The organism is Streptomyces sp. NPDC048604 (genome assembly GCF_043199435.1).
Classification (GTDB): domain Bacteria; phylum Actinomycetota; class Actinomycetes; order Streptomycetales; family Streptomycetaceae; genus Streptomyces.
Map to the genome: position 1 here is coordinate 39,337 of NZ_JBICVX010000025.1, position 20,952 is coordinate 60,288.

Sequence of the window (20,952 nt, forward strand, 5' to 3'; positions counted from 1 at the left end):
AGAGAGGAGGCCGCAACCATGCCGGACGACGTTTCCCCCAGCTCTGGGCAGCACTGGACCCAGCAGCATCACGTCTCGCAGCACACCTCGTCGCATCCGTCACCGCTCAGCTCGACCCACACCGCCGGAACACCGGTTTCCGGAACACCGGTTTCCGGACCATCGGTGTCCGGATCGCACGTTCCCGGATCGCCCGTTCCCGCTCCGTCCGCGCCCCCTGCCCCCGCCGCTTCCGGGGGCTTCCCGGCGCTGCCGCAGCACCCTCCCACCCCGGCCCCGCCGCTGCGGGTCGTCGTCGCCGACGACAACCCCGTCGTACGGGCGGGTCTGACCGTCTTGCTTTCCGGGCGCGACGACATCGAGGTGGTCGCGGAGGGCGCGGACGGCCGACAGGCATACGAAGCGGCCGTCCAGCACAGGCCCGACGTGGTCCTCCTGGACGTCCGCATGCCGGGCGTGGACGGCATATCGGCCCTGCCGCACCTGGTGCGGATCGCTCCGGTGCTGATGATGACCTACAGCCGCGAGAGCGAGATCGTGCACGAGGCGCTGCGCCTGGGCGCGGGCGGCTACCTCGTCCACGGCGAGTTCACCGCGGACCAGCTGGTCGCCGCGGTGCGCGACATCAAGCAGGGCCGGGCCCACTTCACCCATTCGGCGTCGCAGGCGCTCATCGAGCAACTGCGGGGCGGCGTGCCCGCCCAGGGCGGGCACCACCTGCCGGAGGGCCTGGGCACGGCGTTCACCGGCCCCGGCTACCAGCCGGCCGTACCACAGCAACCGTCTGCACCCGCATACGACACAAGCGGGCATCATCAACCCATGCCGCCAATAAACCCGCAGGTGAACGCGGTTGGAGGCGTTCCGGCTCCGCAACAATCGCAGCAAAACCCTTCGCTTTTGCAAGCGAATATGGGACAGTCTTCAACGGGTCCCCAGACGAGCGGGGCCCTGCTGTCCGAACTGAGCCAGAGGGAGGTGGAAGTGATGGACCTGATCGCGTCGGGCATGACCAACCAGCAGATCGCTGCCACCTGCTTCATCAGTCAGAAGACCGTCAAGAACCACATCAACCGCATCTTCGCCAAGCTCAACGCCGGCAGCCGCGGCGAGGCCATCGCCATCTGGCACGGCGTGACGCGAGGAGGTGCGTCCCGCCATGTCTGAGGACGCGACCTTCGTGGGCCCCCAGGCCCACGGCAGCGAGCGTAGGGCCCAATCCCCGGATTGGGACCGCAGTTGGGCCCTGAGGCCCATGCCCGAGGGTGTTGCCCCGGCGTACGTTTCTCATGTCGACAGCGAGACCGGCCAGGAGGAAGCCGGAAGCGCGAACGACACGAAGACTTACGCAGAGTCGGCCGGCAAGCGGTCGGCCGAACCCGGAGGGGAACATCATGAACGACGTCATGCTGAAGGCTGCCGCCACCACCAAGGTCTACGTCGGCTCCTGGGTGAACACCCGCGTCGACGCCCTGCAGAAGCGCCGGGACCGTGGTCAGGGCGCGATGGAGTACGTCGGCATCACGATCCTCGTGGTCGCGATCCTCGCGGCGCTGCTGCAGACGAACATGGGCGAGACCATCGCGAACAAGTTCAAGGAGAAGATCAACAGCGTCATCAAGTAATGCGACGCTTCCACCGCGAGGCAGGGCAGGCCGCACCGCTGTACATCGCAGCGGTGGTCGGTCTGCTCTTTCTCGCGTTGATGTTCTTCGCGTTCGGTCAGGCGGACGTCAGCCGCAACAAGACACAGACTGCGGCCGACGCCGCTGCGATTGCGGCGGCCCAGGAATCCCGGGACGACCTCGACAACGCTCTCCGTGAGCACATCCTCGCGCGTGACGTGGCGTGGCTGGCAGCTCTGTTCAACAACGGCAACGTCCCCGAGCGGCGTGACGGCTGCTGGGGTTCACCGCGCTTCGCCCGGGCCAACGAGGCCCGGCAGGTCGACTGCAGGGAACTGTGGGACGGCCGCTGGGGCGTGACGGTGGACGTCGAGGCGACGAAGTCGGTGGGCAAGAGCATCGTCGAGGGGACGGAGACGAAGTACGCGGAATCCAAGGCCACGGCAGTGGTCGAGTTCCGCTGCACCTTCGAACCCCCCGAGGTGCCCAAGCCCGAGGACGGGGACGACGACGACCAGGGCAAGGGCAACGACAAGAAGCCCACTCTGGGTGGTCTCGAGTGTGACGGCAAGGACTGGGAGATCGACCCAGGCAATCTGAACCTCCTTCCGGGCATGGCGGACCTGTTCAACGTCCGCCTGGCCGAGGACTGACCGCGAGCGAAGTAAAGGAACACCAGTCATGAGCATTCGGCATGTGAGGACGACGCGTCGCGCCGGCGCGGCCGCTCTGTTGGCGGCAGCCCTTACGTTCACGCTGTCCGCCTGTGGCGGCGACGACGGCACGGGCAAGGAGAACACCTCCGCGTCCCAGGGCACCGGGAAGGGCGAGCCGTCCAAGAGCGGCGACGGAAAGACCTACCCGGACAGCAGCAAGGTCATCGCCACCTTCAAGGGCGAGAAGGGCCTTGAGATGGTGATCCACGAGGCCAAGCGTGACGCGGGTGGTTTCCTCACGGTCACGGGCGAGATGAAGAACACGGGCAGCGAGGACTTCACCACTCCGGTCCAGTGGAACGGGCCGGAGCAGGACGTCGCGCTGACGGGACCCTCCTTCGCGGCGATGACCCTGACCGACGCCAAGGAGAAGAAGCGGTACTACGTGCTGCGGGACACGGACAACCGTCCGCTGACCACGACGAAGTACACCTCTTCGATCGTGGCCGGTGAGTCCCTGGCCTTCTTCGCCCAGTTCCCGGCGCCGCCCACCTCCACCACCGAGGTCGGCATCACGTTCCCGGGCTTCACCACCGGCACGATTGAGATCTCCTGATGACCCTGACCCTGACCCGTACCCGGCGTAGGGCCGTGCGCGTGGCCGGTGTCGCCGTCACCGGGGTGCTCGCTCTCGGCCTGCTGGCCGCGCCGAATGCTCTTGCCGATGAGAATCCGTACCCGTCGGCGTCCGCCACGCCGCCGGTGAAGATCGACCCGAACGACCCCGACCTCAAGCTCCCCGAGGGCGGCACGCTCGCGCCCGCCAAGGTGCTCGACATCAAGTCCGTCGTCGAGGACCTGGAGGGCAACGAGCGTCGGGAGGACACGAACACCGACATCAAGTTCGCGCTCCAGGCGGAGGTCCTGTTCGGCAAGGACAGCGCCAAGCTGTCCTCCGCGGCGAACGCCCGGATCGCGGCCATCGCGGCCGAGATCAAGAAGCAGGACGCGAAGAAGGTCCGCGTGTTCGGCTTCACCGACAACCTCGGTTCGTCGGCGCACGGCGACGTGCTGTCCAAGCAGCGCGCCGAGGCCGTGCACACGGTGCTGGCGAAGGAGCTGTCCTCCGCCGGGATCACGTACGAGATCCGTGGCTACGGCGAGCAGTACCCGATCGCGGACAACAAGACCGAAGAGGGCCGCAAGAAGAACCGTCGCGTGGAGGTCTCCTTCCAGCGCGGCGCCGGCGGGTGACCTCGCGGAGTTCAGCAGCCTGAAGGCCGGGGCCGTACGGGATGTCTCCCGTACGGCCCCGGCTCGTTGAGCGGCGGCGCGAGGCTGTCGGTGGCGGGTGGGAGACTGCCGCGCATGACTGACTCGGACATGAAGTCGGACCTGCTCCGCTACCTGCAGGACGCTCGCGACGCCCTGCTCTGGAAGCTCGACGGGCTCTCGGAGTACGACGTCCGCCGCCCCATGACGCCGACCGGCACCAACCTGCTCGGCCTGGTCAAGCACGTGTCCGGGGTGGAGCTGGGGTACTTCGGGGACACCTTCGGGCGGCCGTTCTTCGACGAGGCGTCGAGGCCGGCCCCGGCCTGGTACCGGGAGACCGCCGAGGACAACGCCGACATGTGGGCGACGCCAGAGGAGACGCGGGAGCAGATCACGGGCCTGTACCGCCAGGCCTGGCAGCACACGGACGCCACGGTGGCGGAGCTGCCGCTCGACGCGACGGGGCTCGTGCCCTGGTGGCCGGAGGAGCGCCGGCAGGTGACCCTGCATCACGTCCTCGTACGGGTGCTCGCCGACACCCAGCGGCACGCGGGCCACGCCGACATCCTGCGCGAACTCACCGACGGCGCGGTCGGATGGAAGGCGGACAACGACAGCCTGCCGCCCGGCGACGCGACGTCGTGGCAGAACCACCACGACCGTTTGGAGCGGGCGGCACGCGAGGCGTCGGACGGGGTGTGACCTGCAACAGGACCTTGGCAACCGCACATTGATTGCGCGATTGCGCCGAGTGTAGTCATCAGCATCAGTATCCAAATGTGCTGGCTAGACTGCTACTTCCTTGGTGCGAGGCCCATGACTGGGCCCATGATTGGGCCCACAGGCCTATGTGCATTTGCAAATTCCCTCGCTAGTGTCGTGGCCATGTCTTACATGGGCGGGGATTCAGGGCTGAGCGGCATGTGGCCGCCGGGGGGACGCGACCGGCGGGCGGGCATGCCGCGGCAGTTGGTGTGGGCGCGGGCCGGGTTGTTCGCGCAGGCGGCATTGGCGCTGCTGGGTACGTCGGCGGTCTGGCTCGGGGGCGGCGAGATGTCGGCCCGCCTGGCCGGGACGCTGATGGTCGCGGCGCTGCCGGCAGTGGTGGGGGCGGCGCTGTGCCGGGTCATGTGGGTGCGGGGCCGCTGGGTTCCCTGGGCGGTTCTGGGCGTTCAGGTGTGGTGGTTCTGGAGGTTGCTGGGCTTCCTGGCGGAGGGCTCGTGGCGGGGCGTCACCCAGCTCCTTCTCCCGGCGGCGATCGCCTGGCTCGTCACCCGACGGCAGGTGCGGGAGTGGTTTGCGCTCGCACCTGAAGACCGCTCCGAACGCCCGGAGTTCTCGCTGCCCCACATGATGATGTGGCGGCGCGACCGGGGGCAGACATCGACCGAGTACGTCGGGCTGCTGGTCGTGGTCGTGGCCGTGATCGGCGGTCTGCTGGCGGCAGGCGTCAACACCGAGATCGGTAGGTCCTTCCGCGCCGTGGTCTGCAGCGTGATCGGCGCGGACTGCGGGGATGCCGGCACAGGCGACGCCGCGGCCGGCGCGCCGTCGGAAAGTCGGAGCGACCCCGCGAACACGTCGACCGAAGCTGAGCCCGCATCGCGTCCGAAGGAGGACGACCGGGGCGCCTTGGAGAAGGGCTTCGACTGGTTCAAGGACGAGGCGGCCGAGTTCGGCGGCGGCATCAAGGACAAGTTCGTCGAGGAGTACTACGACGGACCCAAGCAGCTGATCGAGGGCCTGGTCGACGACCCGCTCGACACGGCCGACAAGCTCGTGACCGGCGTCTTCGACGAGATCAAACGGCCCTGGGCGGAAACGTACGACGCCTGCAAGCAGGCATCGGCCGGCTTCAGCGTCGGCGGCGTGAACAACTGCGCATGGAAGGTGACGGGGCGCTTCACCCCCCTCGGCCTGGTGGACTTGGTCGTCGACGACGACGTCAAGAATTCGGCCGAAGACGGCAACTGGGGCCGCGCCGGAGGCCAGTTCGTCTACAACGGCGTCACCACGTTCCTCCCCATCATGAAGGCTGGCAAGGGCTTCTCCCTGATCAACAAGATCAATAAAAAGGGCATGGGTGCGGGTAGGGGCGGCGAGTCTCTGCAGAAGGCGACCGACGCTGCCGGCGAGGCCCGCAGGGCGGCGAAGGCCGGCGATCTGGACGGCGCGAAGAAGGCGGCCGACGAATCCCAACGGCACGCTGACGATGCGGCCGAGAGGGCCGCGAAGGAGGGGGCTTGCCCTCTTGCTGCAGGTGATGGCCGCCTCGTCCCGTACGGGGGCGGTGGTGGGTCGAGCCTCGGGGTTGCGGGCTCCGGTACGGGAATCATGGCCGGGGACTCGGTCGAGGGTCAGGTGGCCGTCCTGGCGGCCGGACGCGGCAAGAGGGGCCAGGCCTGCCAGGAAGCGCAGAAGGCGCAGCAGCAGGCGGACGAGGCGAAGAAAGAGGCAGAGAATGCCGCGACCGCCCGTGACAAGAGGCGGGCGGAGAAGATTGTGGAACGTGCCCAGTCGGGGAAGACCCGCAAGGCGCCGAATTATCACGGGCGGCTCCCCGACGATCTGGAGACCGATATCCTCGCCGACCCTGCTGCGGTGTTCTCCTCGACGGGTACCAGCGGCCGCCTTATGTTCCAAAAGGACGGCAACATCGTGATCGTGGAAGGCAGGGGACCCAGGGCGGGTCAGGTAGTGACCAGCTATGGAAGGTCCGGCCCGCGAGGAGACAGCGGAGCTGCCATCTTTGGTGGATCTCCGACTGATCCAGGGAAGCCGGTCACCGAGGAAATGATCGCCCAGGGAAAGATCCCCACCCCGCAGGGTGGCACGCTTCCGCCCGGTGTGCGGATCGAGATGAAAAAGGAACGAAATGGACGACATCATGCTCGGTGACATGCCTGTGCGTGTAGTGCCAGGTGGCCCGATGCCCTTGTCTGTGGACCTGAGATTCGGTGAACAGTTGGTCGTCGCGGGGCCCTACCGAAGTGCGGACGATCACGAGCGGCACCTCTTGGCGACGAGCGGTGCCGGGTCGTGGGTGGCCGACGCCTGCGATGAGCTGCGCTTCGCCTCGGGTACAGGCGCGCTGGTGAGCGCCTGGTTTCAGGTTCCCGGGAGAGTCGCTCAGGATAGGGCCGATCTGAGTGCCTGGCTCGATGTGGCTCGGGTCGGTGTCCGTCTCGCAGTTGACCCGGGAAGCGATTTCGAGCTACCGCCGGTATCCGTGCGGTGGTGTGAGCGTTCCGGCTCGGCATTGGTCTGTCTGACCGAGGAGGGCTTCTCGGAGGATGCGTCCGTTCGTTCGCGGCTCACCCTCGCCAAGGACTTGGACCTGCTCGTTGCCGATGGACGATACGTGGGTTGGCTACTGGAACACCCCGCTGCACATCTCAGTAACTCCTGGACAGAGGTGCCGGATTCCCCTGAAGACCCCGAGCTCGGCGCCTGGGTCGCTCGATTCTTCACACTCACCGACGACGACGTCTTCGACACGATCGTGGATGGCGAACCCGCGCCGCTCGAACCGCTCGGAGAACTGTTGGCGGAGGTCCACACCGAGACAGGGGACCTGACCCGTCGCAAGATCTTCCGGGATGTGCTGGACGAAGTGCTCGACTGGCACAGCGGCTTTGATGCTTGAGGCGGCCGCTGGGCGTGTAGTCCCGGACTGACGACGACGTCCGGTGACCTGAGGCTGGCCTGGGACGTGTCTATGACCGGCGCCGTCCCGGACCCTCCCGACGAGCACGGGGCTGCGGTGCGCCTTGCCACCGCGGTTGGGACGACCGTGCTCTATCCGGGGGCGGATGCGGGCGCATCGTCGGCGTACTGGGCGGCTCTGCCGGACGGGCAGGTGATCCGCGCCCGGATCGCGCAATACGGGCGACGAGGAGCGGCTGGTGACGGTCGAAGCCGCCGAGGCGCCGATCCCGCAACTGCCGTGTGCTCGTGTGCAATTGCTGCCCGAGGTGTACTGGGCGGAGCGCTTCGATCTCCCCGTCACTCATGCGTTCGTGGCCGAGACCGACCCGGACGGCGTTGCGCCTGCGCAGAGTCAGGCGAACCGGGAGCGTGAGGAAGTCATGCTCTGGGAGAAGCTGGTTCGGCGTCTGGAAGGGGACTGGGCGCCGACGGGACGCTACCCCGAGGAGTCGTACCTGGAGGACCTGCGGACGCGAGACGCCCTGGCCGAGCGGCTGGTCGCCGCGCCGCCCGCTCTGCGGGACCCGTTCGCCGGCGCCGCTGACGCTCTCGACGAGGTGTTCCGGGCCCACACGGAGGATGACGGCGGGGAGTTGCTGGGACGGGTGACGCGGTCCGGTGCGGCGGTGCGGGAGCGTGGCTGGTGGTGGCAGCGGCGGCCGCGGCGCGTGCCGTGGCCATCGGGGTATTGATCGTCCTCTGCTGAGGTAGCGTCCGGCGCATGACTGGTGGCGGTGCCGGAGTCGGTGCCGGTGCCGGCGAGGCGGAACGGGCCGTGGCTGCCGTGCGGCTTGTACAGGACCTCGTGGCGAAGGTGCCGGGGTTCGAGGAGGCGTACGAGGCGCATGTCGTCGGCGAGCACGGTGTTCTCCCACATGTGTTCTTCACCGTCGACGTCGTCGAGGAGACCGTCTCGTCCTACCTGGGGGAGGGGGACCCGGACGGTCCCGACTGGAGGCAGGTCCTCGCGTTCCTGGAGGACGAGAGCCGGAGCGCCGTTCCTGGGGCGTGCTCGGTCATCGTGACGTCGTTCCTGGACGACCTCCCGTACGAGGGGCAGCCCGGCTGCGGGCTGGCGGCGCACCTCGGCCCGGTGATGGGAGCCAAGTTCAGGGAGCTGCGGCCCTGGTGGGTGGCCTTGGGGTCCGGTGTGTGACGGCGGGCCGCCGTTGGGCTTGGGGTGTGGGTGGGGGGTACTTGGGGCGGGGGTCGCTGGTGGGCTTCTGGTGCGGCCGCCCTCTTTTCGAGTGTGGCCCCTGGAGGCGCCGGGTCAAGGGCGCTCCTTCGTCGCGTCGCTTCGCGATTCCGCTGACGCTCCACCCTTGACCCGGCGCCTCCAGGGGCCTTTTCACACTCGGAGGGCGGCCGGGGGTGGGGGTCCGCGCGGGGCCTCCTTTGCGGCCGGGCTTGTGGGGCGGCCGGCGGGCCGGGTGGGGGTTGGGGTGCGCGGCTGTTGAGTGGGGTGCCCATTGCCGTCTCGGCGGCTGTCGGCGGTCGCGGGGTGGGGCGCATGCCCCGCTGATCATTGCCCGGTGGTCGGTTGGGGGCGGAGGAAGCGGACTCTGTCGTTTCGGGCCACGGCAGAAGGGTGCGGGAGCTCGTGAGTCACACGGGTCTCGTCTGGTCGCTCCCGTACCGTCCCGGTGCGTCTGGACCATCGAAACGACGACAGCGACGTCCCCTCGGGCCTGTGGGTGGTGATGGCTGGGGTGGGTGTTGCGTGTGTGACGGTGGGGGTGGGGAGTCCCGTCCCTGGCTGGTGTGTGGTGGTGGGGGTCGGACGTTTCGGGGGTGTGGAGTGGGGGCCGGGGTCTCGTGAGTCACAGAGTTCTCTGCCGGTCTCTCCTGTATCGCTCCTCGGTGTTGGGAGCACTCGAAAGACATCCCCTCGCTCCCCAGGGCTGGCCGGGCCGCTCTGTGCGGGCTCGGGTGTCCTTGTGTTTTCCGGGTCGTCACGTGTGGGGCGGGTGTTGCGGTGGGTGGCGGCCCCTTGCTGGTACGTGTACTGGTACGCGCGCCCGTCTTTCGCCCCCCACCGGACATTGACCAGTGGGGCATGCGGCTCCGCCCCGCGACGGCCGGTGGTCGCCGAGACGGCATTGGGCACCCCATTCAACTGCCGCGCCTCCCCGACCCCCACCCAACGGCCGGTCGCCTTACTTGCTCAGGCACCCCCGCGCCCCCTGCGTGGGCCCGGCCCCCGGGCCGCCCTCCGAGTGTGAAACAGCGGGTGGAAGGGGTGGGTCAAGGGTGGAGCGTCAGCGGAATCGCGAAGCGACGCGACGGAGGAGCGCCCTTGACGCTCCCCTTCCAGTCGCCACACTCGATCAGAGGGCGGCCCCACCAGAAGCCCACGAGCAACCCCCCGCCCCCGGAACCCAGACCTGCGCCTCAAGGGCCCTCGCCCGACAGGTCTCTGAGGGCCTGCTTGACCGCGGCGACCACTCCAGCCGGGCGGCCGAATACCTCGGCTCCTGTGAAGCGGAGGATGCGGCGGACGCCGGGGCAGCCGGCGAGGGTGTTGTAGCGGCGGATGTCGCGTTCGTGGGCGTGGCGGGTGCCGTGGAAGGCGTAGCCCTCGATCTCCACGACGAGGCCCGCGGCGCGGAAGTAGAAGTCGGGTCGTACGGCGCGGCCGTTCGGTGTGCGCAGTACGGGCTGGCACTCGGGGCGCAGGCCCGCGTCGTGCAGGTGGAGGCGGGCCACCGTCTCGGCGGGCGAGCCCGCGCCGGGGTCGGCCAGGCGCAGCCATCTGCGCGCGGCCGGGGCGCCGGGCCGGCGGGCCCGCAGCTCGGCGGCCACCGCCTCGGCGCCGACCAGGGCGTCGCGGCGTACGCCCCTGACCACACGCCGCGCGAGGGCGGAGTCCGCCGGCACCACGGCCTCCTCCCGGCAGCGGGCGGCGCGCATGAGGTCGGCGACGGTACGCGCCGGCGTCGTCACCCGCAGCCCTCTGCGCACTACGTGGTCCCGCCCGGCGAGCCCGGGCGCGCAGTGGACCCGTACTCCGGGCCGGGCGGCGGAGCGGCGCGGGTGGACGAACTCGAGGGTGTCCGGGCCGGACTCGGGCCCCGCGGACAGCAATTCGATGCGCAGCACCGCGGCGGCGGTGCGGTGGCTGCACACGAGGTCCGGGGTGAGCAGCTGTATCGCCACGGCCCTCGTCCTCCAGTCCACCTCCCTCCCCGGCACAGCCCACGCGCCTCGGCACAGCCGCTGCCAGCCCTCGGCGCGCAGCGCACCGCGGAGGCTGCTCGGCGGTACGCCGGCGTCCAGGGCCCATGCGGTCAGGAGGATTCCGCCCGGGGCCATCACCGTGAGGTCGAGTTCGCGCATGCCGGTAACGATCCACCCGCGTCCCCGATCCCGCACCCCCTGTGGATAAGGGGTGGGGCGGCGGCCCTCCTGGGAGAGTTTGGCGTCGAGTTGATGACGCGTCATGACGCTGCGTGCGTGGGTCCCTGGGCCCATGTGAGCTAGAACAGTCGAACGTAGAGTGACGTGTATGTCGTTGTCACGGGGTCTGCGGAGAGTTCGACGTCGCTTGCGCGCGGGGGTGCCGCGCACAAAGGGACGCCTGATGGGGCTGCGTAAGTCGCAGTCGGGGCAAGGTGCGTTGGAGTACGTCGGTCTGATCGTGGTCGTGGTGGCGATCGTCGGCGCGCTGCTTGCGACCAACATGGGCCCGGAGCTCGCCGGCAGTTTCAAGACTGCCGTCTGTGAGGCCACCGGTGGCGACAACTGCGGTGGTGACACCGACGATCAGGCTGATGGCACGAACGGCGACGCGGGCGATCAGCCGGCCGGTGACGGCGGTGACAAGCCCAAGTCGCAGGCGCAGATCGACTACGAGAAGGCGGTCAAGGACCTTCAGGACGCTCAGAAGGCGGAGAAGGACGCGGGCGACAAGGCCAAGGAGGCCGCGAAGGAGCTGGCGAAGATCCTGGCCGAGGAGCTCGGGATCAAGGACGCCTTCGACTGCATCACCAAGGGCGACATGGGGGCGTGCACCGAGACGCTCATCAACGTCCTGACGAGTCTTATCGGTGGTGCGATCGGGAAGTTGGCCGCGAAGTACGGCGCTCCGTGGAAGTGGAAGAAGGCCGCCGAGCTGATCAAGAAGATCAAGAAGCACGGCGGTGATCTCTACGACGGCATCAAGGACCTGATCAAGAACCGGAAGAAGGTCCAGGACGCCCAGAAGAAGGTCGACGACGCGAAGAAGAAGGTCGACCAGGAGCAGAAGGACAAACCTGACGAGAAGGAGCCGGACGACAAGCCGACCACCTGCCCCGTCAGCCACAGCTTCCCGCCCGGCACCCGGGTCCTCGCCGCCGGCGGTCTGTCCCTCCCGATCGAGTCCGTCCGGCTCGGCGACGAGGTCCTCGCGACCGACCCCGCCACCGGTCTGACGACCCTGCGCACGGTCACCCGTACGTTCACCACCCACGACGACAAGGACTTCACCCGTCTGACGACGTCCGCCGGCACGGTCACGGCCACGGACACGCACCCGTTCTGGCTGGTCGACGAGCGCCGTTGGGCCGACGCCGGTGAGATCGAGCGGGGCGACCTGCTCCGCGTACCGTCCGGCGCGACCCTGACCGTCGCGAAGGTCGACCGGTTCACCCAGCGTCAGACCACGCACGACCTGACGGTCGCCGGGCTGCACAGCTACTACGTCGGCGTCGGCCGCGGCGCCGTGAGCGTCCTCGTCCACAACAACGACTGCAACAAGGCGAAGGCCCGCACCGAGGACCAGATGAAGGACCTGGCGAAGGACAACGCCAAGTCCGCGTCCGACTACCAGGAAGTCCTCGTCAAGGAGAAGGTCGAGGAGGCGCGGAAGAAGGCGCGCGAGCAAGCTCAGAAGGAGGGCAAGTCCGAGGACGAGATCAAGAAGGCCGAGGACGACGCCGGCAAGAAGGCCAAGGAGTTCGCCGAGAAGGACTACACGACGGCGGTGATCCGCGCCCGGATCCAGAACCCCACGACGGGGGAGTGGGAGGAGCGCACCTTCGTCGCGCTGAGCGGCAACGGCAAGAAGCTGTCCCCGGCGCAGATCGCGGCGGCGAAGGCCAACGGCCACGTGCCCGTCCTGATGAACTTCAAGGGCGCCACGCACGCCGAGCAGAAGATCCTGCTGTACGTCGACAAGCTGGGCGGTCAGCCGATCGCCGGCGGCGCGTCGAGGAACGTCTGCAAGGAGACGTGCAAGCCGCTGATCAACGGCGGCGGCGGCAAGGTGTCCGGCGATGTGATGCCGGGCAAGGGCACCGGAGTGCGGACCTTCTGGTTCCCGGACAACGGGCCACTGCCCAAGAAGAAGTAGCCGGTCAGCGGTTCGCCCGGGGCGGTCGTCCTAGACTGCCCCCCGGCGGACCCCGACGACGGACCCCGACGACGGACCCCGACGACGGACCCCGACGACGGACCCCGACGACGGACCCTGACGACGGAAGACGGAAGTGGGAGAGAAGTGAGCGACGTGGAGCTGTCGGACAGCGTGGCAGGCTTCGCCTTCTCGGCCTCCTCCGAGCAGGCCGCGGCCTTCGTGGCGGCCTGTGCGGAGCGCGCCGGGGCCGTCGCCTTCTGGGCTCTCGCCGGGTCGACGGGGCAGGCCGCGCCCGAGCCGTGGTTCCGGGCCCTGGAACTGTTGTGGGAGCCCGGGCCGGTGGACGACGCGCAGGTGAGCGCCGTCTACGACGAGCTGCAGGCGCTCCTCGACGCCATGCCGGAGGACGGCGGCGACCTCGACTCGCTCGCCGCCGAGGCCTGCGACGTGGTGCACTCCGCGCTCGGGGTACTGCTCTGGGGCGACCCGATGGGCGCGACGCAGATCGCGCTGTCGGCGGCGGAGTTCGCGGCCGGACTGGGTGAGCAGGCGGGCGAGGATCTGGCCGCCCGCGAGCTGGTGGCGCAGGAGCGCGACGTCCGGGCCATCGAGGCGGGCGGCGACCGGCCGGACCTGGCCGCACTGCGCGCGACCTCGGCCGAGGACGGTCGGCAGTACGTGACCGTCGCCGCCGCGTGGCACCGGACCCCCACGCTCCGCGTGACCGCGACCGTCGACCGCTCCGCCGTCATCGCCAAGCACGCGAACGCCGTGCCCCACTACGGCGTCGTCGGCCGCATCGTGGAGGGCGGCGGAACCGGCCGGTACGTACGGGTCGACCGCCTCGCCGACGGGGTCGCCGAGGGCGCGGATGCCGAGGGCGTGATGATCCGCGTCGCCGACGATCCGGACGTCACCGTCGACGTCGAGGCCGAATGGGTCGAGGACTGGCCCGCCGTCGAGGAGGCCTTCGAACGCGACGGCCGCCGCATCGACTGGTCCTGATGCGCCGGGCCCAGCCGCCCCGACCGCGGTGTCGATGACCCGGTGGGTCCTGGAGGAGTTCGGTCGCGCGGCCGGGGAGTTCCGGGGCCGGCGGGTGCTCGCGGGCCTCTCGGACGACGAGGCCTGCGCGTTGCTGGAGCTGGGGGAGGAGCCCGGCCGGCTGGGCGACGGCGACCTGTTCGACTACCGGGCACGGCGCTCGAGAGTCTGTCCCTCCGCTTCGGCGTGACGACGGACCCGGCCGAGGCCACGTACCTGCTCGGCCGCGAAGCGGAAGGAGCCTGAGGAATGATCGCCGACCTGCTGCTCGGCCGGCTCCTCGACCCCGCCGTCCTCGCCGCGGCGCTCGCCGACGCGGTCGGGGTGCCGGTCGGGCGGGTGGACGTGTGCCACGAGCACGGCGACATGGACGCCCGTGACTGGGAGGCGGACGTCGTGTGCACCTACCACTTCCTGCGCGGGGACCTCGCGATGAGCCTCAGCCTGTACGTACGGGACGAGGAGGGCGCCGAGGGCTCGGAAGGCGAACCGCGACTGGCGGCGGCCCTCGCCGCACGGACCGGGGCGGGCGTGGTGTACCCGGACGACCGTATCGATCCGGAGACGTGGTGGCTGGCCGACCCCGGCGGCACGGTGACCCGGATGCGGCTCGTCTCCTCCGACTACGGAGAGGAGTGGGACGACGAGCGGCCTGTGTACACGGTCGACGCCGTCGAGTACCCGTCCGTGGCCTTCCCCGACGCGAAGGTGACCCCGCTCGCCGAGATCCTCCGCGGGACGGTGATCGCGACGCCCGTCGCCTCGGCGTTCTACGCCGGGCGCCCGGTCGGCCGGCTCTACTGCTGGGAGCGGTTGGTCCGGCGCATGGCGGCCGGCTGGCCACCGGCCGGGCGCTACCTGCCGGAGCTGTACGAGGAGGACCTGGACGCTCGGGACTCGCTCGAGCGCGAGCTCGCGGCGCTGCCGGATCCGGCGGGGCTGACGGCCGCCACCGCCGAGGTCGACGCGCTCTTCCGCGAGCTCACCGAGGAGGACCCGGCGGCGCCCGCCGACGCCCGCTGGTGGCGCACCCGGCGCCCTCGCCGCACGTGGGCCGATTGACGCGTCCTGCGGAAGCGACGACGGGCCGGCTGAGTCCTGATTGGGCCTCAGGGCCCATGAATCCGGGGGGAGTTGTCCCTAGAGTCGAGGCATGTCGCTGCCACGGGGGTTCCGCAGGGTCCGGCGCTGCGCTCGCGCGCTGATGCCGCGTACCGACGTTCGTCTGCTCGGTCTGCGTAAGTCGCAGTCGGGTCAGGGGGCGTTGGAGTACGTCGGTCTGATCGTGGTCGTGGTGGCGATCGTCGGCGCCCTTCTCGCGACCAACATGGGCCCGGAGCTGGCCGGCAGTTTCAAGACCGCGGTGTGCAAGGTCACCGGTGGCGACAACTGTGGTGGCGGTGCCGACGACCAGGCGGACGACGGCAACGGTGACGGTGGCGATCAGCCGGCCGGTGACGGTGGCGAGAAGCCGAAGTCGCAGGCGCAGATCGATTACGAGAAGGCGGTCAAGGAGCTTCAGGACGCCGAGAAGGCGGAGAAGGACGCGGGCGACAAGGCCAAGGAGGCCGCGAAGGAGCTCGCGAAGATCCTGGCCGAGGAACTCGGGATCAAGGACGCCTTCGACTGCATCACCAAGGGCGACATGGGCGCCTGCACCGAGACGCTCATCAACATCCTCACGAGTCTCATCGGTGGTGCGATCGGGAAGCTGGCCGCGAAGTACGGCGCTCCGTGGAAGTGGAAGAAGGCCGCCGAGCTGATCAAGAAGCTCAAGAAGCACGGCGGTGATCTGTACGACGGCATCAAGGACCTGATCAGCAACCGCAAGAAGGTCGCCGACGCTCAGAAGAAGCTCGACGACGCGAAGAAGAAGCTCGACCAGGAGAAGAAGGACAAACCCGACGAGAAGAAGCCCGACGACGAGCCCACGAAGTGCCCGACAAAGCACAGCTTCCCGCCCGGCACCCGGGTCCTCGCCGCCGGTGGTCTGTCCGTCCCCATCGAGTCGGTACGGCTCGGTGACCAGGTTCTCGCCACTGACCCCGCCACCGGCCTGACGACCCTGCGCACCGTCAGCCGGACGATCACCACCCACGACGACAAGGACTTCACCCGTCTGACGACGTCCGCCGGCACGGTCACCGCCACGGACACCCACCCGTTCTGGCTGGTCGACGAGCGACGCTGGGCCGACGCCGGCGAGATCGAGTCCGGCGACCTGCTGCGCGTACCGTCCGGCGCGACCCTGACCGTCGCGAAGGTCGACCGGTTCACGCGGCAGCAGACCACGCACGACCTGACGGTCGCCGGGCTGCACAGCTACTACGTCGGTGTCGGCCGCGGCGCCGTGAGCGTCCTCGTCCACAACAACAACCCCTGTGATCCCTGGACGTCCGAGAACAAGTACGACGCGGACGGCCACCCGGTCGACGGAACCCGCATTCCGACGGACGACGCGCTCACCGCGGCCGAGAAGTGGCTGGGCCCCGGCTACAAGGAGACGGTGCCGGGCAGCGGACGGTACATCTCCGCCGACGGAACGCGGGTGGCCAGGATGGGCGAGTCGGACATCACCGGTCAGCACGGCGGCGGCCCCCACATGAACTTCGAGCGGCTGGCGCCCAACCCGCGGAAGCCCGGCAAGCCGATGGTGGTCGAGAACCGGCACATCTACCTGAAGTAGCTCCCATACGCTGGCCCGGAGGCCCCGCCGGGCCGGTGTGGGCGCCCGGCCGCGGCGACGGACGACGACGAACGGTGAGAGATGGATCGCACGATCGAGGTGCCCGAGTACCTGCCCGACGGCCGTGGGCTGCGGTTCGCCTGGGACGACGGGTTCGAGATCGAGGTGGTGGCCGGCTCGGCGGAGGTGCTCATCCGGGCGAACCCCGCCGGGCTGACCTCCCTCGCGCGGCATCTGCTGACGCTCGCCCAGGACGGCGTCCGTCCCGGCGCGCATCTCCACCTGACGGCGGACCAGGAGATCGATTCCACCGTCGACCTCATCCTCGAGCGCGCGCCGGACGACCCGGAGTGATGCCGTCGCCCGCCTTGGAAGCGTGGCAGGACGCGTCCGACGACGACCGTTTCGTGTTCGGCGTCGGCGAGGAGCAGTTCCATCTGCTGCGGCGCGGGCTGATCGTGTACCTCGCGACGGAGGAGCATCCCGTCGCACGGTCGCTGGTGCTGGGGCCGGGCGGCCGGGAGTCGCTGGAGGGCGCGCTGCAGGCGGGCGCGGCGTACGCCGACGTGGTCCCCGGGCCGCTGTCGCTCACCTTCGAGGACGTACGGGGGCTGCACGCGATGCTGCTCACGCTGGCGACGTTCCATCCCGCGTCGGAGCAGGACTTCGTCGAGCGGGCGGGGTACTTCCGGGAGACCGTGCGGCAGATGGCGAGTCTGCTGGTCTGGGCGTTGCGGGGCGCGATGGAGCGGAGCGCCGGCGGCGGAGAAGGAGACGGGGCGGCGGAGGCGGGGGCGTGAGCAGGGTCAGGCTGGAGCGGAACCCGGACGGGCAGGGCGAGGGTGAGTGGAGACTCAGGCTCACCTCCCCACAGGCCGACCTCCTGCGCCGCACCGCCGAGGTGTTCTTCGCGCTCGTCCAGGAGGGAGCGGGCCGGGAGCTCGCCCTGGGGCCGGGCGGGGCGGAGCTGCCGGGACTCATGGCGGCGACCGCGCGGACGGCGGACGCGGACGGCTTGGTGCACGTGTCCGTCACGGCCGGGCAGCTGCACGCGGTCCACTCGATGCTCATGACGCTCCTCGTCCTGGTGCCGTCCGAGCTCGCCTTCATGCAGCAGGTGGGGCACTTCCGCGAACAGGCCGCCGCACTCGCGGCGGGCCTCCGTCGCGCCGCTTTGGGTCTCTGGGCCCATGATTTCGGGGGGAGTTGTCCGTAGCGTCGGGTCCATGTCGTTGTCACGGGGGTTCCGCAGGGTCCGGCGTCGCGTACGCGCGGTGACGCCAAGCACGAAGAGTCGTCTGCTCGGTCTGCGTAAGTCGCAGTCGGGTCAGGGGGCGTTGGAGTACGTCGGTCTGATCGTGGTCGTGGTGGCGATCGTCGGCGCGCTGCTTGCGACCAACATGGGCCCGGAGTTGGCCGGCAGTTTCAAGACCGCGGTGTGCAAGGTCACCGGTGGCGACAACTGTGGTGGCGGCGCTGACGACCAGGCGGACGACGGCAACGGTGACGGGGGCGATCAGCCGGCCGGTGACGGTGGTGAGAAGCCGAAGTCGCAGGCGCAGATCGATTACGAGGAGGCGGTCAAGGAGCTTCAGGACGCCGAGAAGGCGGAGAAGGACGCGGGCGACAAGGCCAAGGAGGCCGCGAAAGAGCTCGCGAAGATCCTGGCCGAGGAACTCGGGATCAAGGATGCCTTCGACTGCATCACCAAGGGCGACATGGGCGCCTGTACCGAGACGCTGATCAACATCCTCACGAGTCTCATCGGTGGTGCGATCGGGAAGTTGGCCGCGAAGTACGGCGCTCCGTGGAAGTGGAAGAAGGCCGCCGAGCTGATCAAGAAGCTCAAGAAGCACGGCGGTGATCTGTACGACGGCATCAAGGACCTGATCAAGAACCGGAACAAGGTCAAGGACGCCCAGAAGAAGCTCGACGACGCGAAGAAGAAACTCGACCAGGAGAAGAAGGACAAGCCCGACGAGGACAAACCCGACGAGGACAAGCCGGACGACAAGCCGACGACCTGTCCGGCCCGGCACAGCTTCCTGCCCGGCACCCGGGTCCTCGTCGCCGGTGGTCTGTCCGTCCCGATCGAGTCCGTCCGGCTGGGTGACCAGGTTCTCGCCACCGACCCCGCCACCGGCCTGACGACCCTGCGCACCGTCAGCAGGACGATCACCACCCACGACGACAAGGACTTCACCCGTCTGACGACGTCCGCCGGCACGGTCACCGCCACGGACACCCACCCGTTCTGGCTGGCCGCTGAGCGGCGCTGGGCCGACGCCGGCGACATCGAGCGCGGCGACCTGCTGCGCCTGCCCTCCGGCTCGACCCTGCAGGTCACGGCGGTGAGCCGGTACACCCAGCGGCAGACCACCCACGACCTCACCGTCAACGACCTGCACACGTACTACGTGGGCATCGGGTCCCGGTTCGCCCTCGTCCACAACGAGGACATCTGCGAGCCGCTGACTCGCGAGCAGTTGGACAAGGCGTACGAGGCCAACAACACCGACAAGGTCCTGAACCACGTCTTCGACAAGGAGGACCACGGCTTCCAGGACCTGGTGAAGAACTCCGGCGGACGTCCGCAGGCGCTGAAGAGGATCATCGACAGTCTCGGCGACGGTCCGATGACACAGAAGCCCGGCGGCCAGCCGGGAGAGTTCGAGCTGACCCGGGTCATCGACGGGGAGTCGGTCACGATCCGCGGGCGTATGGTCAATGGCATCGCTCGCATCAGCACGGCGTTCATCCCCGCCAAGCACCCAGGAAACAGGTAGCAGCACCATGTACGAGCCCGACGACGAGGCCCTGGAGATCCGACGAGCGGCCTTCGCCACGGGGGACACGGCCCGGTTGCTCGACTACGTCCAGGTCGTCTTCGGCCGGGAGTGGTTCGACGAGGAGAACCGCGCGGCCGAGGCCATCGAGCGGATCGCCGAGACCGTCGACCGGGTCGCCGTCAGCGACCCGGTCGGCTCGCGGGCCGCGCTGCTGTACGCCCATGCCGCGCTCCACGTGCGGATGGACGACGCAAGCGTGGACCGGGCCCGTGAGCTGCTCCTCGGGGTGCCGCACGAGTCCGAGGACTGGCCGGCCGCCGCACTGCAGCTGGTGGGCGTGAACGAATGGCACGGCGTGGAGCGCAGCGACAAGGAGTACACCTTCCGGCTCGTGTCCGAGTCGGTCGAGCGCGCGCCCGGGCTGGTCCACAACAACGCCCGCCTGGGACGGCTCCACGCGAGCCGCGGCGACATCGACGAGGCGCGCCGGTATCTGGAGCACGCCCGGGCGAACATCCTGGGTGAGTCCGAGAGAAGGGCGCTGTCGCTGGTGGAGCGCAGCTACCACGAGTGCTTCACCGGCTGCCTCGCGTCGCCGCTCGGCATCGACATGGATCTGACGCAGCTGGTGTGAGGCCGAGCGGGACCCGCATACGGGACCGGCACATAATCGACCACATGTCCGCTGACCAGGATGTACGCCCCGGCCCGCTCCCGAGCTCGTCCCCGCCCCCGCCGCGGCTCTCCGCCGCCGCCCCCGCCCTCCTCGGCTACGCCGCCGTGCGGGTGGTCGGGATGGTGGTGTTCGCGGTGGCGGCGGCCGTCCAGGGGGAGGACGCGCTGCATCGGCTCATGGGGCGGTGGGACGCGGTCTGGTACGTGCGGATCGCCGAGAACGGGTACGGGTACGAGGTCACGCTGCCGAGCGGGGCCGTCCACTCCGACCTGGCGTTCTTCCCGCTGTTCCCCCTGCTGGAGCGCGGGCTCGCCGCCGTGCCGCCGTTCGACGCCGCGACCGCCGGGCTGGTCGTCGCCTGGGTCGCCGGGTTCGCCGCGGCCTGGGGGATCTACGCCGTAGGGACGCAGGTCGCCGGGCGGCCCGCCGGGATCGCGCTGGCCGTGCTGTGGGGGGTGTACCCGACGGCGTTCGTGCAGTCGATGGCGTACACCGAGACTCTCTTCACCGCCCTCGCCGCCTGGTCCCTGTACGCCGTGCTGCGCGACCGCTGGGTCCTCGCCGGCCTGCTCTGCTCCCTCGCCGGGCTCACCCGCCCCTCCGCCGCCGCGCTCGTCGCCGCGCTCGGGATCACCGCCGTCGCGGTCGTCGTCCGCGAACGACGGCTGCCCGTCCGCGTCGCCGCCGGCGCGCTGCTCGCGCCGCTCGGCTGGTTCGCGTACGTCGTCTACGTCGGCGTCCGCCGAGGCAGCGCCACCGCCTACTTCGACGTCCAGGCCGCCTGGGGCAACAGCATCGACGGCGGTGTCGCGCTCGCCCGTTTCATCGCCGGGCAGCCGCCGCTCGCCGCGCTCGGCCTCAGTGCCGCGCTGGCCCTGGTCGCCTGGGTGCTCGTGCTGTGCGTACGGCAGCGCCAGCCGCTGCCGCTGCTCGTCTACACGATCGCCGTCGTCGTGATCTCGCTGATCGGCGCCGCGTACTTCGGCTCCCGGCCGCGCCTGATGATGCCGGCCTTCGGGCTGCTCCTGCCCGCCGCCGTCGCCCTCGTCCGGCTGCCGGTACGCGGCCGGGCCGCCGTCCTCGCCGTGCTCGCGCTCGGGTCGGCGGCGTTCGGGGCGTTCAGTCTGCTCGGCACCGGACCGCCGTAGCCGCCGCGCG

At 69.7% G+C, this 20,952-nt stretch carries 22 protein-coding genes; 21 read left to right on the plus strand and 1 reads right to left on the minus strand.

The genetic code is table 11. The annotated features are described in order from the left end of the window. The first annotated feature begins 18 nt into the window (after nt 1-18). The 10 genes from ACGFMM_RS34125 (at nt 19) to ACGFMM_RS34170 (ending at nt 8,420) form a co-directional block, all read left to right on the plus strand. Nucleotides 19-1,167 (plus strand): response regulator, encoded by a 1,149-nt coding sequence (locus ACGFMM_RS34125; RefSeq protein WP_393650391.1) that lies wholly within the window; start codon nt 19-21, stop codon nt 1,165-1,167. A 227-nt stretch (nt 1,168-1,394) separates the two neighbouring features. Then, nucleotides 1,395-1,625, plus strand: coding sequence for a hypothetical protein (locus ACGFMM_RS34130; protein WP_393650392.1), 231 nt, complete (start codon nt 1,395-1,397; stop codon nt 1,623-1,625). After that, on the plus strand, nt 1,625-2,278 hold the full coding sequence (locus ACGFMM_RS34135) for a pilus assembly protein TadG-related protein (protein ID WP_393650393.1): 654 nt from the start codon (nt 1,625-1,627) through the stop codon (nt 2,276-2,278). Before ACGFMM_RS34130 ends, ACGFMM_RS34135 begins: the two co-directional genes overlap by 1 nt. Nucleotides 2,279-2,306: 28 nt before the next feature. Beyond that, nucleotides 2,307-2,897, plus strand: a complete 591-nt coding sequence (locus ACGFMM_RS34140; RefSeq protein ID WP_393650394.1) for a hypothetical protein — start codon at nt 2,307-2,309, stop codon at nt 2,895-2,897. Then, nucleotides 2,897-3,535: an OmpA family protein gene (locus tag ACGFMM_RS34145; RefSeq protein ID WP_393650395.1), complete on the plus strand. Its 639-nt coding sequence runs from the start codon at nt 2,897-2,899 to the stop codon at nt 3,533-3,535. The genes ACGFMM_RS34140 and ACGFMM_RS34145 overlap by 1 nt, the downstream gene beginning before the upstream one ends. A 114-nt stretch (nt 3,536-3,649) precedes the next feature. After that, entirely contained in the window at nt 3,650-4,258 is a 609-nt protein-coding gene (locus ACGFMM_RS34150) for a DinB family protein (RefSeq protein WP_393650396.1), read from the plus strand. Nucleotides 4,259-4,441: 183 nt separating this feature from the next. Beyond that, a complete protein-coding gene (locus ACGFMM_RS34155) occupies nt 4,442-6,454 on the plus strand; it encodes a hypothetical protein (protein ID WP_393650397.1) in 2,013 nt (670 codons plus the stop codon). After that, nucleotides 6,432-7,202 carry a hypothetical protein gene (locus ACGFMM_RS34160; protein WP_393650398.1) on the plus strand — a complete coding sequence of 257 codons (771 nt, stop codon included), beginning with the start codon at nt 6,432-6,434 and terminating at the stop codon, nt 7,200-7,202. The genes ACGFMM_RS34155 and ACGFMM_RS34160 overlap by 23 nt, the downstream gene beginning before the upstream one ends. A 259-nt stretch (nt 7,203-7,461) precedes the next feature. After that, nucleotides 7,462-7,956, plus strand: coding sequence for a hypothetical protein (locus tag ACGFMM_RS34165; RefSeq protein ID WP_393650399.1), 495 nt, complete (start codon nt 7,462-7,464; stop codon nt 7,954-7,956). Between the two features lie 29 nt (nt 7,957-7,985). Continuing rightward, nucleotides 7,986-8,420: a hypothetical protein gene (locus tag ACGFMM_RS34170; RefSeq protein ID WP_393650400.1), complete on the plus strand. Its 435-nt coding sequence runs from the start codon at nt 7,986-7,988 to the stop codon at nt 8,418-8,420. A 1,235-nt stretch (nt 8,421-9,655) separates the two neighbouring features. On the opposite strand, the gene ACGFMM_RS34175 is transcribed toward ACGFMM_RS34170, so the two are convergent. After that, complete coding sequence (locus ACGFMM_RS34175; RefSeq protein WP_393650401.1) at nt 9,656-10,600, minus strand: hypothetical protein; 945 nt, start codon at nt 10,598-10,600, stop codon at nt 9,656-9,658. A 244-nt stretch (nt 10,601-10,844) separates the two neighbouring features. On the opposite strand from ACGFMM_RS34175, the gene ACGFMM_RS34180 reads away from it, so the two are divergent. The 11 genes from ACGFMM_RS34180 (at nt 10,845) to ACGFMM_RS34230 (ending at nt 20,942) form a co-directional block, all read left to right on the plus strand. After that, entirely contained in the window at nt 10,845-12,596 is a 1,752-nt protein-coding gene (locus ACGFMM_RS34180; RefSeq protein ID WP_393650402.1) for a polymorphic toxin-type HINT domain-containing protein, read from the plus strand. A gap of 147 nt (nt 12,597-12,743) precedes the next feature. After that, on the plus strand, nt 12,744-13,604 hold the full coding sequence (locus tag ACGFMM_RS34185; RefSeq protein ID WP_393650403.1) for a hypothetical protein: 861 nt from the start codon (nt 12,744-12,746) through the stop codon (nt 13,602-13,604). A gap of 34 nt (nt 13,605-13,638) precedes the next feature. Next, nucleotides 13,639-13,833, plus strand: coding sequence for a hypothetical protein (locus tag ACGFMM_RS34190; protein WP_393650404.1), 195 nt, complete (start codon nt 13,639-13,641; stop codon nt 13,831-13,833). A 59-nt stretch (nt 13,834-13,892) separates the two neighbouring features. Further along, nucleotides 13,893-14,705 (plus strand): hypothetical protein, encoded by an 813-nt coding sequence (locus ACGFMM_RS34195; protein ID WP_393650405.1) that lies wholly within the window; start codon nt 13,893-13,895, stop codon nt 14,703-14,705. Nucleotides 14,706-14,796: 91 nt separating this feature from the next. Further along, on the plus strand, nt 14,797-16,329 hold the full coding sequence (locus ACGFMM_RS34200) for a polymorphic toxin-type HINT domain-containing protein (RefSeq protein ID WP_393650406.1): 1,533 nt from the start codon (nt 14,797-14,799) through the stop codon (nt 16,327-16,329). 81 nt (nt 16,330-16,410) lie between these two features. Beyond that, nucleotides 16,411-16,683: a hypothetical protein gene (locus ACGFMM_RS34205; protein ID WP_393650407.1), complete on the plus strand. Its 273-nt coding sequence runs from the start codon at nt 16,411-16,413 to the stop codon at nt 16,681-16,683. A 14-nt stretch (nt 16,684-16,697) separates the two neighbouring features. Continuing rightward, nucleotides 16,698-17,129 carry a hypothetical protein gene (locus ACGFMM_RS34210; protein ID WP_393650408.1) on the plus strand — a complete coding sequence of 144 codons (432 nt, stop codon included), beginning with the start codon at nt 16,698-16,700 and terminating at the stop codon, nt 17,127-17,129. Then, complete coding sequence (locus ACGFMM_RS34215) at nt 17,126-17,545, plus strand: hypothetical protein (RefSeq protein WP_393650409.1); 420 nt, start codon at nt 17,126-17,128, stop codon at nt 17,543-17,545. The genes ACGFMM_RS34210 and ACGFMM_RS34215 overlap by 4 nt, the downstream gene beginning before the upstream one ends. Before the next feature lie 58 nt (nt 17,546-17,603). Then, a complete protein-coding gene (locus ACGFMM_RS34220; RefSeq protein WP_393650410.1) occupies nt 17,604-19,115 on the plus strand; it encodes a polymorphic toxin-type HINT domain-containing protein in 1,512 nt (503 codons plus the stop codon). A gap of 7 nt (nt 19,116-19,122) precedes the next feature. Next, nucleotides 19,123-19,752, plus strand: coding sequence for a hypothetical protein (locus ACGFMM_RS34225; RefSeq protein WP_393650411.1), 630 nt, complete (start codon nt 19,123-19,125; stop codon nt 19,750-19,752). 44 nt (nt 19,753-19,796) lie between these two features. Further along, nucleotides 19,797-20,942, plus strand: coding sequence for a hypothetical protein (locus ACGFMM_RS34230; protein ID WP_393650412.1), 1,146 nt, complete (start codon nt 19,797-19,799; stop codon nt 20,940-20,942). Nucleotides 20,943-20,952 lie beyond the last annotated feature (10 nt).